The sequence below is a fragment of the Ensifer sesbaniae genome (assembly GCF_013283665.1).
Taxonomy (GTDB): domain Bacteria; phylum Pseudomonadota; class Alphaproteobacteria; order Rhizobiales; family Rhizobiaceae; genus Ensifer; species Ensifer sesbaniae.
Genome location: NZ_JABEKU010000002.1, coordinates 2,262,079 through 2,274,286, shown reverse-complemented (window position 1 = coordinate 2,274,286; position 12,208 = coordinate 2,262,079). Strand labels below are relative to the sequence as shown.

The window sequence follows — 12,208 nt, the reverse complement described above, 5'->3', positions numbered from 1 at the left end:
AAGCAACAGATCGCGCTGCGAGAAAGCACGGTCTAACTAAGTAGCCATGATCGGATGGGCCGGTCGATGGAGACACCAGATTTGTCGTGCCGCGGCTGCCGTTTCGCGAGCGCATCACCGCCTGATCCCTTTTCTCCCATCCGTCCAACGTCATTCTCATCAAGGAGGTCCCGTCATGGAGACCCTGTTTGTCCCATTGGCTCTCGTCGCGGGCGGTCTGCTCGCCGTTCAGGCCGGCGCGAACGCGCAACTTTCGAAAGCGGTCGGATCGCCGTTCGTGGCGACCACGCTCCAACTCGCGATCGGCACCGGCCTGCTGGTTCTGGTCGCCCTGTTCACCGGGACACTGGCCGTGCTTGCGACCGTTCCGCAGGCTAAGTGGTGGCATCTCGTCGGAGGCACTGCCTCGGCCGTCCTACGTCGTCTCGACGATCGTTCTCTTCCCCCGCCTCGGCGCAGTCGTTTCCGTCGGGCTCTTTATCGCCGGGCAGATGCTCGCCTCTCTCGCGCTCGACAGCTTCGGCCTGCTGGGTGTCGTGCAAACCGGGCTTCGGGTCGGAGCCGCAATCGGTACGCTCGTCGTGCTGATCGGCGTCGGCATGATCGTGTTCGGCCAAGGCGGAAAGGACAAGATCGAGGCTGACAAGCTTGGATGGATCGCCCTGGCACTCGTGGCCGGTGCGGTGCTCCCGGTCCAGGGGGCCGTCAATGCGCTGCTGCGCCATGATCTTGGCGGTGCGCCATTTGCGGTGGGCGCGATCTCGTTCTTCGTCGCTACGCTCGCCATGGCGACGGTGCTGCTCTTGGCGCTCGCCGGACAGAAGACACCCCGTCCCAACATTGTCGGCGTGCAGGCTATGCCCTGGTGGGGTTGGCTCGGCGGTCTCGCCGGAGCGACCTATGTCACCACGGTCTTTACGGCGATCCCGGTGATCGGCGCCGTTGCCGCCGTTGGTTTCACGGTCGCGGGGCAGCAGGTGGCAAGCGTGTTCGTCGATCGTTACGGCTGGTTCCGCCTGCCGCAAAGGCCGGTGTCGGGCCTGCGCCTTGCCGGGGTGCTGCTGCTGCTTGCGGGCGTCGTTCTGATCAAGCTCGTCTGAAACAGGCGCCATCTTTTCGCGGTCGGCGATCGCCGGCCGCTCGAGAATTTCCATGTCACCGCCGCAGCTTGCCTGGCTCCATCTCGTTCTGTCCGTTTGGCCGCTTCATCCGCCATTCGCATATGAAGCAGAACGAATATTCCACTATGAAAAATCTGCGAATTTTCCGTTCCAGTTTTCTCTTGCGGGTTCGTTATCGTTCGTTTTTAATCGGCGCACTTTCGCTGCGAAAGTCGGGTGCGTCCGATTGAGGAGAGTCGACGTGTCTGAGCATCGGGACTTATCGTCTTACCAATGGGAGGAACCGCCATGAGAGCTTTGAAATGGACCCTTGCGGCCGCATCTGCGCTTTCGATCTTTGCCACCTCGAGCGCCTTCGCGGCGACGGAACTCGCCTGGTGGCATGCAATGACCGGCGCCAACAACGAAACGGTTGAACGGCTTGCCAAGGAGTTCAACGAAAGCCAGTCGGAATACAAGGTTGTTCCGGTCTTCAAGGGGACCTATGCCGAGACGCTGAATGCCGGTATCGCCGCCTTCCGTTCCAGGCAGGCTCCCGCCATCCTGCAAGTCTTCGACGCAGGCAGCGGCGTGATGCTGGGTGCCGAGGGCGCCGTGGTCCCGGTGGCGGACGTTCTTAAGAAGGGCGGCTACGAGTTCGACAAGGATCAGTACCTGCCGGGGATCGTTGCTTATTATTCCAAGCCGGACGGTACCATGCTGTCCTTCCCCTTCAACTCGTCTTCCCCGGTTCTCTATTACAACAAGGACGCTTTCGCGAAGGCCGGCATCGATACGGCAAAGCCGCCGGCCACATGGCCTGAGGTCTTCGAGGCGGCAAAGAAGATCAAGGCGAGCGGAGCGGCAAATTGCGGCTTCACCTCGACCTGGTTGACCTGGATCCAGACCGAGAACTTCTCTGCCTGGAACAATGTACCCTATGGCACGAACGAAAACGGGCTTGCCGGCCTCGAAGTGGAACTGAAGATCGACGCCCCGCTGTTCGTCGAGCATTTCCAGTCGATTGCCGACCTCGCCAAGGACGGTACCTTCCGCTACGGCGGCCGCACCTCGGAAGCAAAGCAGCTCTTCATGTCAGGCGAATGCGCCATCCTCACCGAATCTTCCGGCGGTCTGGGCGACATCGTGAAGTCGGGCGTCAATTATGGCGTCGGCCAGCTTCCCTATTATGAAGGGCATGGCCCGCAAAACACCATTCCCGGTGGCGCAAGCCTCTGGGTCTTCGCCGGCAAGAGTGATGCCGAATACAAGGGCGTGGCCGAGTTCTTCCATTTCCTCTCGAAAACGGAAACCCAGGCCCAGCTCCACCAGGTCTCTGGTTATCTGCCCGTGACGCTCGCAGCCTATGAGGAAACCAAGAAGTCCGGCTTCTATGAAAAGAATCCGGGTCGCGAAACGCCGATCAAGCAAATGATGGGCAAGGCGCCGACCGAAAATTCGAAGGGCGTTCGCCTCGTCAACCTTCCGCAGGTTCGCGACATTCTCAACGAAGAATTCGAGGCGATGCTTGCTGGACAGAAGGATGCAAAGACGGCTCTCAGCGAAGGTGTAGCGAAGGCAAACGCGGCGATCACTGCCGCGATCGGCAACTGATCTTCTCAGCGAACGTCCGCACCGCCACTGCATGTTTCCTTTAATCGTCGCCGATTAAAGGACAAAAACATGCAGCACTTCAAAGTGCTACAGCGGCCTTTGCGCGTCTGATAAGACGCGCGACGCTGTAGGCGGTGCGGACTGGTTATTCATGGAGGGGTCGTTTCATGCAGTCCGTCGTGTTTCCCAACAAGGTGCTGCCCTATCTTCTGCTCGCGCCGCAGATCGTCCTGACGGTCGTCTTTTTCTTCTGGCCCGCAAGCCAGGCGCTCTACCAGTCGGTGTTGCGCGAGGATCCGTTCGGCCTGAAGTCCGGTTTTGTCGGCCTTGCCAATTTCCGGGCCATTCTCGCCAATCCGGACTACCTGCACTCGCTGCAGGTGACGGTCGTGTTCAGTCTCGCAACTGCGCTGTTGTCGATGGCTCTCGCGCTTTTGCTGGCGACCTCCGCCGACCGTGTGGTGCGCGGGCGCAACGTCTACCGCACGCTCCTGATCTGGCCCTATGCGGTCGCCCCGGCGGTTGCCGGCATGTTGTGGCTTTTCATGTTCAATCCGGCGATGGGAACCTTCGCCTATATCTTGCGGCGGAACGGCTTCGTCTGGGATCCGTTGCTCAACGGTAACCAGGCGATGTGGCTGGTCATCGTCGCGGCGGCGTGGAAACAGATCAGCTACAATTTTCTCTTCTTCGTCGCTGGTCTGCAGGCGATCCCGAAATCGCTGATCGAGGCAGCGTCAATTGACGGCGCGCGCGGCACCAAGCGGTTCTGGACCATCGTCTTTCCGCTTCTCGCGCCGACGACCTTCTTCCTTCTCGTCGTCAACACCGTCTACGCCTTCTTCGATACCTTCGGCATCATCCACGCGGTAACAGGGGGCGGTCCGGCAAAGGCGACCGAGACGCTCGTCTACAAGGTGTACAACGACGGTTTCGTCAATCTCGACCTCGGCAGTTCGGCGGCCCAGTCGGTGATCCTGATGATCATCGTCGTCGCGCTGACGGCCTTCCAGTTCCGCTTCGTCGAGAAGCGGGTCCATTATTCGTGAGAAGCCGATGATCGAGAATCGTCCGATTTCCACCCTGATCAGCCACTTGGTGCTCGTGCTCGGGATCATCATCGTCGCGCTGCCGATCTACTACACCTTCGTCGCTTCCACGCACACTTCGATTGAGATCGTGCGGCCACCCATGTCGCTTGCGGTCGGCGATCATCTCGTCTCGAACTACAGGGAGGCGGTCGGCGGCGGCGTCGAGCGCGTCGTCGGCGTCAGCCTCGAGCGGCTGCTGTTCAATTCGACGGTCGTGGCGATCGCGATTGCCGTCGGCAAGATCGTGATTTCCTTCCTGTCGGCCTTCGCGATCGTCTTCTTTCGTTTCCCGCTGAAAATGCTGTTCTTCTGGATGATCTTCATCACCCTGATGCTTCCGGTCGAGGTGCGTATCCTGCCGACCTACAAGGTGATCGTCGACCTCGGCCTGATCGACACCTATGCGGGTTTGACGCTGCCTCTGATGGCTTCGGCCACGGCGACTTTCCTCTTTCGCCAGTTCTTCCTGACGATACCGGGCGAACTGGTCGAGGCCGCACGCATCGACAATGCCGGTCCGTTCCGCTTCATGCGGGACATCCTGCTGCCGCTCTCGGCAACGAACATTGCTGCGCTCTTCGTCATTCTCTTCATCTATGGCTGGACCCAATATCTCTGGCCGCTGCTCGTGACCAACGATGCGAAAATGAACACGATCATCATCGGGCTCAGGCGGATGATCGATTTCACCGACGCTTCGACCCCCTGGAATTATGTCATGGTGACCGCAATCCTTGCGATCATTCCCCCCATTCTCGTCGTCGTGCTGATGCAGCGCTGGTTCGTCAAAGGCCTTGTGGAGACAGAAAAGTAATGGCTGAGATTACCCTCAAAGACGTCCGCAAGTCCTACGGCACGGTGGAGGCGATCAAGGGCGTTTCGCTCGACATCGACGACGGCGAGTTCGTCGTTCTGGTCGGCCCGTCGGGATGTGGCAAGTCCACGCTTTTGCGCATGATCGCAGGCCTCGAAGGCATTACGGGCGGCGATATCCTCATCGGCGGGCGCCAGGTCAACGATGTCGAGCCGGCGGAACGCGACATCGCCATGGTGTTCCAGAATTACGCGCTCTATCCGCATATGACCGTGCGACAGAACCTCGCCTATGGTCTCAAGAACCGGAAAACACCGAGTGCCGAGATCGATCGGCGCATCGCCGCCGCGGCGAAGACACTGGAGATCGAACCCTATCTCGACCGGAAGCCGCGGCAGCTCTCGGGCGGCCAGCGCCAGCGGGTTGCCATGGGACGGGCCATCGTTCGCCAACCCGCGGCCTTTCTCTTTGACGAGCCGCTGTCAAACCTCGACGCGAAGCTGCGCGGGCAGATGCGTATAGAGATCAAGCGGCTGCAGCGCTCCCTCGGGACGACGAGCGTCTATGTCACACACGATCAGATGGAAGCGATGACGCTCGCCGATCGGCTCGTTGTCGTCAGCGCCGGCCGGATCGAACAGGTCGGCACGCCGCTGGAGCTCTACGAGAAGCCCGCGACCACCTTTGTCGCCACCTTCATCGGCTCGCCTTCCATGAACCTGCTGCACGGCAGGGACGCGTCGGCGGGCTGGTCGCTCGCCCCTGACGTGGCGCGTCCGAATGGTGACTTTACGCTGGGCGTCCGTCCAGAGGACCTTTCCCCGATACTTGCCAATGGTCCGGCTCCGGCCTTCGAGGCGACGGTTCGCGTCGACGGGATCGAACTGGTCGGAGCCGAAAGCCTGCTGCACGGCAGGCTCGAAAACGGCAGTGAACTGATCTTTCGCGTTTCCGGGCGTGCCCGCAACGCGATCGGCGACGCGGTGAAAGTCGGGGCGAGCGCCGATGCTCTCCACATGTTCGATGCGAACGGCCATCGGTTTGGATGAGGCCCCAGTTCGAGTGCGCTTCAGGGCCGTGGGGCTGCAAAAAAAACACGGTTAGCAATACCGCCAATTACAAAGCGCCCGCGGCACAAGGGGGACCGCACGTAGAAAAGAACGTTTGGAAAAGCTGACCGAAGTGCATGATATATCGACCGGAATGCTCGGCGTGTATGGCTGGACTGAAGTTTGTCATGCAATTGCATTACACTGAAACCGAAGGAGATTTGCGATGGTTTCAAATGCAATCGTACAGACTCGGATTGATCCCGATATTCGGGACCGCGCTACTGCTGTCCTACAGAATATGGGACTGACGGTTTCGGATGCTGTTCGAATCCTTTTAACTCGAACGGCAAACGAAGGCTCGCTTCCACTGGAACTGGTTGGTGGCACTGACGCTCATGATGCCTGGTTCCGCGCGAAGGTGTTGCAGGCTCTTGAAGACACGCGACCCGATCTCGAGGATGGCGACGCGGAGGCTCGATTCCGCGAGCGTCGGATGGCGGCTGCGCGTAAATCCGGAGCGGGCGGCCGATGAGGATTGTCTGGGCGCAGTATGCGCTTGACGATCGCGATGCCATCTTCACTTACATTGAAAATGAGAACCCGAAGGCGGCGGTTCACGTCGACGAGGAGATTGCGCGAGCCGTTCGCCGTCTCCTCGATTTTCCCGAAAGCGGTCGACCTGGTCGAATAGAGGGAACGCGGGAGTTGGTAATCCCACGCACACCATACATCGCAGCCTACATGCTGATGGTGGATCGAATCGCATTCTTCGTATTTTGCATGGCGCCCAGATTTGGCCCTTCGAGTTCGGCGACGAGTAGACACAACATCAATGCATGCTTTGCGGCCCGCGGTTCGACTTCCTTCAAGAGCTTGGCATTGTCGAATGCGATCCGTCCCCGGTGAACCTCTGACGGCGCCGCCCCTACCGAGCTGGACCTGAGTCGTTATTTGCCAGCCTCTTTTCAATGGACCCGGCCGGGCACGACGAGAGGGCGGTCAAACCGCCCTCTCGTCGTCTGGCTTCAATCAGCGTTTGTGATGAACGCTTTGCAGGCCGTAGACCGGTGTGTGAATACCTTCCAAGCGCGCCTTCAGTTGCAGCGAGAGATACTGCGAGTAGTGGCGCGACTGGTGCAGGTTGCCGCCGTGGAACCACAGCGCCTCCTGTTGCGTCGGCTTCCACATGTTGCGTTGCTCGCCCTCCCAGGGGCCGGGATCCTTCGGCGTATCGGAGCCGAGCCCCCAGACCTTGCCGACCTTGTCGGCGGTTTCCTGGTCTATGAGATCGGCGACCCAGCCGTTCATCGAGCCGTAGCCCGTCGCATAGACGATGACGTCGGCCGGGAGTTCCTTGCCGTCAGACAGTTTTACGGAGGTTTCGGTGATCTCTTCCACCTGTCCCGCGGCAAGTTTCACCTTGCCGTCGATGATCAGCTGCGAAGCGCCGATATCGATATAGTAGCCGGATCCGCGGCGCAGATACTTCATGAAAAGACCCGAGCCGTCAGCGCCCCAATCGAGCTGGAAGCCGGCTTTCTCCAGCGCCGCATAGAAGTCGGCATCGCGCTCGCGCATCTTGTCGTAAAGCGGGATCTGGAACTCGTGCATGATCCGGTAGGGGAGCGAGGCGAAGATGAGATCCGCCTTGGCCGTCGTCACGCCATTTGCCAGCGCCTGTTCGGAGTAGAGCGCGCCGAGGCCGATGTCCATCAGCGTGTCGGACTTGACGATATGGGTCGTCGAGCGCTGGATCATCGTGACGTCGACGCCCCCTTCGTAAAGGGCCGCGCAGATGTCATGGGCCGAATTGTTCGAGCCGATGACGACGACCTTCTTGCCCTTGTAGCCATCCGGCCCCGGATGCTGCGAGGAATGATGCTGCTCGCCCTTGAAGCGCTCGCGGCCCTTGAAGTCCGGAATGTTTGCCTTGCCGGACATACCGGTTGCGAAGACGAGCTGCTTCGGGCGCAGCAACACTTCCTCGCCGTCGCGGTCGACCACGATCGTCCATTCCTTCGTGGCTTCGTCCCATTTCGCCGACTTGGCGGTGGAGCGCGTCCAGTAGTTCAGCTCCATTACCTTCGTATAGAATTCCAGCCAGTCGCCGATCTTGTCCTTCGGCGCGAAGACCGGCCAGTTCTTCGGGAAATCGATGTAGGGCAGGTGATCGTACCAGACCGGGTCGTGCAGGCAGAGCGACTTGTAGCGCTTGCGCCAGCTGTCGCCCGGCCGATCGTTTTTCTCGAGGATGATGGTGGGCACGCCCAGTTGGCGAAGCCTGGCACCCAGCGCAATGCCGCCCTGTCCGCCGCCGATGATCACGACATAGGGCTGCGTCTCATAACCGAGCGTGCGCTCCTCGTGCTCGCGCTCCTCCTTCCAGGTCTTCGCGCCGACATTCTGGCCGTGCTTGGCACCGAGCGGGCGGGTGAAGCCGGATTTCTCCTCGTGACCTTTGAGTTCTGCCAGTGCCGTCAGTAGCGTCCAGATGAGGCCGTTCTTGATGCGCACGAGGCCATAGCCGCGCCCGGTCGCCGTCTCGAACGAGATCCAGCTTTCGAGTACGCCATCCGCCTCTGTCGCTTCCTCGCCGGCGGCGACGCGCCAGTTGGAGGGCTTTGCGGAGGCAAGCTGCGCAAGAAGCATGTCGCGTACCTGATCGCGCCCCTCGACGGTCTTGATGTTCCAGGTGAAGGCGACGAGATCGCGCCAGTAGCATTCCTCGGCAAAGAGGCTGGTCGCATCGTCGATGCGGCCGGCTTCGAGTGCGACGCCAAAGGCATCAAGCAGTGCCTGGACGCGGGTGGTGGGGGTCTTGTCGAGCATTGTTTCTCCTCCTGCTCTTCGATGGAAAACGGGGCGGCTCTTCAACCGTCCCGCAACGCGGATCGGCCTAGCGCTTGAGGTCGATCAGAATTTTCAGATGAGTGCCGGCGGGGTCGAGCAACTGGTCGAACCCGGCCGAAACGGCCTCGGCGAGCGAGACATATTTGGTGACGATGCGGCGGGCCGGTATCTGGCCGCTGGCGATCAGGCGTGCGACCCGCGGCCAGTAATGGGTCGGGTAGGCCCAGGAACCGCGGATATCGATGTCCTTGAAGGTCACGTCGAACCAGTTCAGCGGGTTTTCGCCGGGATGAAGACCGGTCTGTACCACGACACCCTGCTTGCGCACGGCGCTTGCGCAGTTCTTGAGTGCATGTTCGTTGCCGACGCATTCGATTGCGACGTCGCAACCGACGCCGCCCTCGGTCTCGGCTTGCACGACGTCGCTGACCTTTTCCATTTTGGGGTTGATCGTGCGGACTTCGCCAAGCGCCTCCTTTGCCAGCGCCAGCCGGGTGTCGTTGAGGTCGGAGAGGAAGATCTTCGATGCGCCGGCGGCTCGCGCGGCCATGGCGACGAGAATGCCGATCGGTCCCGCGCCGGTGACCAGCACGCTGTTGCCCGCAGTGACGCCACCGCGGTCGCAGGCATAAACGGCGACTGCGGTCGGTTCGATCAGCGCAGCCTCCTCGTCTGACAGGGCATCGGGTATGGGCTGCACGTTGTAGTCGTTGAGAAGGGCGGCTTGCGCCATCCCGCCGGAATGCCAGGAGAGCCCTGCAAGAGCGAGGTCGGCGCTCAGGTGAAACAGGCCGCGATCGGCATAGTAGTCGCCACGGCGCGGCATGATCAAAGGCTGGATCGAGACCCGGTCGCCCGGCTTCACATGGCTGACCCCTTCGCCGATCGCCTTCACCACGCCGCCGAATTCATGACCGAGAATCTGCGGCCCATGGGCGCCGGTGAAGGGATGCGGTTCCTTCGGGATGAAGATCGGACCATAGGCATATTCATGCAGATCGGTCCCGCAGATGCCGCAGAACCGATTTTCCACCAGCACCTCACCTGGCCCAGGCTCCGGTGGGGCCTCGACTTCATCGATGCGTAAATCCCTGGCGGCGTGAAAGCGCAGAGCTTTCATTTCGTTTCCTCCTGTTGTTCTTGCACAGGAGGCGCAGCAAACGGCATGCCAAATCGACGGGACGCCTATTTGCGGCGTGATATCAATGGCTTAAAAAGCTCTTCGTCGAAGGCATTCAGGGAATGCAACAGTTGCTCTGCAACAGGTGTTGCAGACGTTGCGTCAGTTGAGCCGCTTCAGACGGCGGTGGATCGTTGAGCGGTTGACCCCGAGTTTCCTTGCAAGTGCCGAGACGTTGTCGCCGCAGTCTTTGAGCGCCTGACGCAATGCGTCGTCTTCGCCAGGTAGCGGAGAGACGGAGGCGGAGAAGAGCTGTTCCGGCAGGCACTCGGCATCTATGAGGCCGCGTTCGGAAAGTGCCGCGGCCACCCGCAGGACGTTGGAAAGCTCGCGCAGATTTCCCGGCCATTCATGCGCCAGCAATGCCGCCCGCGCGGCCTTGTCGATCCGGTAGGACTCGTTGTTCTCCTTCTCGATGCGAGAGAGCAACTGGTCGATCAGCCAGCCGAGATCCTGGCGCTCCCGCAATGCGGGAAGCGAGAGCGTCGCGGCGTTCAGGCGATAATAGAGATCCTGCCGGAACCGACCTTCCTTCACCAGTTCTGCGAGGTCGCGGTGGGAGGCGGAGACGACGCGCAGGCGGATCGGGCGGGCCTTCAGTGCGCCGACCGGCTGGATCTCGTTTTCCGAAAGCACGCGCAATAGCCGGCTTTGCAGCGAAAGCGGCATGTCGCCGATCTCGTCGAGAAACAGGGTGCCGCCATCGGCGTCCTCGATCAGGCCGCGCTTACCCCTCTGGCTGGCGCCGGTGAACGCGCCGGGCGCATAGCCAAAAAGTTCGGATTCGATGAGGTGCTCCGGGATCGCCGCGCAATTGACGGCGACGAAATTGCCGTTGTCGCCGCAACTGTCGTGGATCGCACGCGCAAGATATTCCTTGCCGCTGCCCGTTTCTCCCTGAATGAGGATCGGGATATGGCGAGTGGCAAGCTTCGCCGCGCGTGCCTGCACCCGTTCCATTGCCGCGTCGCCGTGGCTGAGGTCGCGCAAAGCCCGGGGCAGCCGCGGTTCCGGAACGGCAGGCGCTCGAACATTGACGACGGGCGCGATTGCGCTGGCGAAGAGGACCAGGCCGCTCTTGGCCCGGAGCAGGCGCTCGCCGTTCGGCCGGCCGCGCATGAAGTTGGGCAGGTCGTCCACGTCGATATCGAAAACCTCGGAGATGGGCAGGCCAAGGAAGTCGCGCGTTCTGAGGCTTCGTATGTTCATCGAGCGGGCGAGTGCGCCAAAACCGCCATGGGTCATTCCGGTGATGCGGCCGCTGCCATCCAGTGCGATGGCGGCGTCCGGGTCGACATCGAGGAATTCCGGGGAGCGAGCGAGCCGCAGGACCCAGTCATTGCGGGTACGGGTCATGAGATTGGCGAGCTCGATCCGCCGGGCGGTGGCGGACACCAGATGCAACGCCAGTTGCTGGCTCGCCTTGGCGGAAGGCGATCGGAGCTGGGAGATATCGAGCACGGCGGTGAGGTCGCCAAGCGTGTCGAAGACGGGTGCTGCCGTACAGGTCAATCCGATATGGCTGGCGTCGAAATGATCGTCCTGATGAATGATGACCGGTTCGCCGGAGACGATGCAGGCCCCGACGGCACAGGTGCCCGCGCGGCTCTCCGACCATTCCGAACCGAGATAGAGACCCGCCTTGCGCAACTGGTTGTCGAAGGTCGGATCCCCCATGAAATCGACCGTGACGCCGCGCGCATCGGACAGCAACAGGACATAGTTCTGTTCGGCGACTTGATTGAACAGCCCTTCAAGGCCGGAGCGACCGATGCGGATCAGCTCTTCTGCCTGCTCGCGATGCTCGCGCAGCTTCGATCCCGGAACAATATAGGCTTCCTGCGCGATTGTCGGATCCAGCTTGTAATCGTTGAGGCAGCGAAGCCAGGATTGGACGACGGGCGCATCGCGCGGGCTCGCGGCTCCCGAAGCTACACGCTCTATCTCACGTATATGCGATAGCGGCGTTATCATCGACCATCCTCCTACACGGGAAGCTGACACACTCTCGGCGTATCGACAATGCACATCTCTCAGGATGCAACGGACGAGATTGTGCGTCATTCTCCATAGGAGGGCATAGCGCCTGCCGAACAACGCGGCTTATCAACCAAAGACAGCATTGTCGTTGAGAGAGGAGATGGTTGCGGGCTTCCGCGACGAGGTACATTGCCGCAGATTGCTGGAAAGCATGGTGTCGCCCGATGGTCGGGTCTGCCGGGCCTGCGGCTACAAACGTTCGATCGCGATCGCTGGTCGGGACATGGGCAAGCGACGCGCCCGGTCTTGGCTGGATCAATGTTCAACCGGAGATTGCCGGTTCCGGTTCACAGCGACAACGCACACGCCTCTGCATTCGACAATGCTTCCTCAACTCCGGAAGGTCGTGATGGGGGGAACACGGCATCGACGATTTGGGCCGACAGCACCCCAAAGGGCTATGGATGGCGGTCGCCGGCGCGCTTGCCGGGTGCGCGGCAAAGGCGCAGAATGCTGGCCGCTGGGGC

9 protein-coding genes and 3 pseudogenes are annotated in these 12,208 nt (G+C 61.0%); 9 read left to right on the top strand and 3 right to left on the bottom strand.

What is annotated here, in order from left to right; translation table 11 throughout:
• Window positions 1-46 precede the first annotated feature (46 nt).
• The 8 genes and pseudogenes from BHMPCIPO_RS33920 to BHMPCIPO_RS28315 form a co-directional block, all read left to right on the top strand.
• A pseudogene (locus tag BHMPCIPO_RS33920) lies at window positions 47-355 on the top strand (DMT family transporter); the annotation flags it as partial.
• Between the two features lies 1 nt (window position 356).
• Window positions 357-1,100, top strand: coding sequence for a DMT family transporter (locus BHMPCIPO_RS33540; RefSeq protein ID WP_282439099.1), 744 nt, complete (start codon window positions 357-359; stop codon window positions 1,098-1,100).
• A gap of 309 nt (window positions 1,101-1,409) precedes the next feature.
• Complete coding sequence (ugpB, locus tag BHMPCIPO_RS28340) at window positions 1,410-2,714, top strand: sn-glycerol-3-phosphate ABC transporter substrate-binding protein UgpB (RefSeq protein WP_173520030.1); 1,305 nt, start codon at window positions 1,410-1,412, stop codon at window positions 2,712-2,714.
• A 167-nt stretch (window positions 2,715-2,881) separates the two neighbouring features.
• Window positions 2,882-3,763: a sn-glycerol-3-phosphate ABC transporter permease UgpA gene (gene ugpA, locus BHMPCIPO_RS28335; protein ID WP_173520029.1), complete on the top strand. Its 882-nt coding sequence runs from the start codon at window positions 2,882-2,884 to the stop codon at window positions 3,761-3,763.
• A gap of 7 nt (window positions 3,764-3,770) precedes the next feature.
• Window positions 3,771-4,619 (top strand): sn-glycerol-3-phosphate ABC transporter permease UgpE, encoded by an 849-nt coding sequence (gene ugpE, locus BHMPCIPO_RS28330; protein WP_173520028.1) that lies wholly within the window; start codon window positions 3,771-3,773, stop codon window positions 4,617-4,619.
• Window positions 4,619-5,668, top strand: a complete 1,050-nt coding sequence (locus tag BHMPCIPO_RS28325; protein ID WP_173520027.1) for a sn-glycerol-3-phosphate import ATP-binding protein UgpC — start codon at window positions 4,619-4,621, stop codon at window positions 5,666-5,668. Before ugpE ends, BHMPCIPO_RS28325 begins: the two co-directional genes overlap by 1 nt.
• 226 nt (window positions 5,669-5,894) lie before the next feature.
• Complete coding sequence (locus BHMPCIPO_RS28320; protein WP_173520026.1) at window positions 5,895-6,203, top strand: type II toxin-antitoxin system RelB/DinJ family antitoxin; 309 nt, start codon at window positions 5,895-5,897, stop codon at window positions 6,201-6,203.
• Window positions 6,200-6,492, top strand: a pseudogene (locus tag BHMPCIPO_RS28315) (type II toxin-antitoxin system RelE/ParE family toxin). The gene BHMPCIPO_RS28320 and the pseudogene BHMPCIPO_RS28315 overlap by 4 nt, the downstream one beginning before the upstream one ends.
• Window positions 6,493-6,700: 208 nt before the next feature.
• Here BHMPCIPO_RS28315 and BHMPCIPO_RS28310 read toward each other — a convergent pair.
• The 3 genes from BHMPCIPO_RS28310 to BHMPCIPO_RS28300 form a co-directional block, all read right to left on the bottom strand.
• Window positions 6,701-8,500 carry an NAD(P)/FAD-dependent oxidoreductase gene (locus BHMPCIPO_RS28310; protein ID WP_173520025.1) on the bottom strand — a complete coding sequence of 600 codons (1,800 nt, stop codon included), beginning with the start codon at window positions 8,498-8,500 and terminating at the stop codon, window positions 6,701-6,703.
• A 67-nt stretch (window positions 8,501-8,567) separates the two neighbouring features.
• Window positions 8,568-9,641 (bottom strand): 2,3-butanediol dehydrogenase, encoded by a 1,074-nt coding sequence (locus BHMPCIPO_RS28305; protein WP_173520024.1) that lies wholly within the window; start codon window positions 9,639-9,641, stop codon window positions 8,568-8,570.
• A 162-nt stretch (window positions 9,642-9,803) separates the two neighbouring features.
• Window positions 9,804-11,675, bottom strand: coding sequence for a sigma-54-dependent Fis family transcriptional regulator (locus BHMPCIPO_RS28300; protein ID WP_173520023.1), 1,872 nt, complete (start codon window positions 11,673-11,675; stop codon window positions 9,804-9,806).
• A 166-nt stretch (window positions 11,676-11,841) separates the two neighbouring features.
• Here BHMPCIPO_RS28300 and BHMPCIPO_RS28295 point away from each other — a divergent pair.
• Window positions 11,842-12,072: pseudogene (locus BHMPCIPO_RS28295) on the top strand (IS1595 family transposase); the annotation flags it as partial.
• Between the last annotated feature and the right edge of the window lie 136 nt (window positions 12,073-12,208).

Coding starts and splice junctions, on each gene's coding strand:
- ugpB (WP_173520030.1), top strand. CDS start 1,410: ATGAGAGCTTTGAAATGGACCCTTGCGGCCGCATCTGCGCTTTCGATC.
- BHMPCIPO_RS28320 (WP_173520026.1), top strand. CDS start 5,895: ATGGTTTCAAATGCAATCGTACAGACTCGGATTGATCCCGATATTCGG.
- BHMPCIPO_RS28305 (WP_173520024.1), bottom strand. CDS start 9,641: ATGAAAGCTCTGCGCTTTCACGCCGCCAGGGATTTACGCATCGATGAA.
- ugpE (WP_173520028.1), top strand. CDS start 3,771: ATGATCGAGAATCGTCCGATTTCCACCCTGATCAGCCACTTGGTGCTC.
- BHMPCIPO_RS28300 (WP_173520023.1), bottom strand. CDS start 11,675: ATGATAACGCCGCTATCGCATATACGTGAGATAGAGCGTGTAGCTTCG.
- ugpA (WP_173520029.1), top strand. CDS start 2,882: ATGCAGTCCGTCGTGTTTCCCAACAAGGTGCTGCCCTATCTTCTGCTC.
- BHMPCIPO_RS28310 (WP_173520025.1), bottom strand. CDS start 8,500: ATGCTCGACAAGACCCCCACCACCCGCGTCCAGGCACTGCTTGATGCC.
- BHMPCIPO_RS28325 (WP_173520027.1), top strand. CDS start 4,619: ATGGCTGAGATTACCCTCAAAGACGTCCGCAAGTCCTACGGCACGGTG.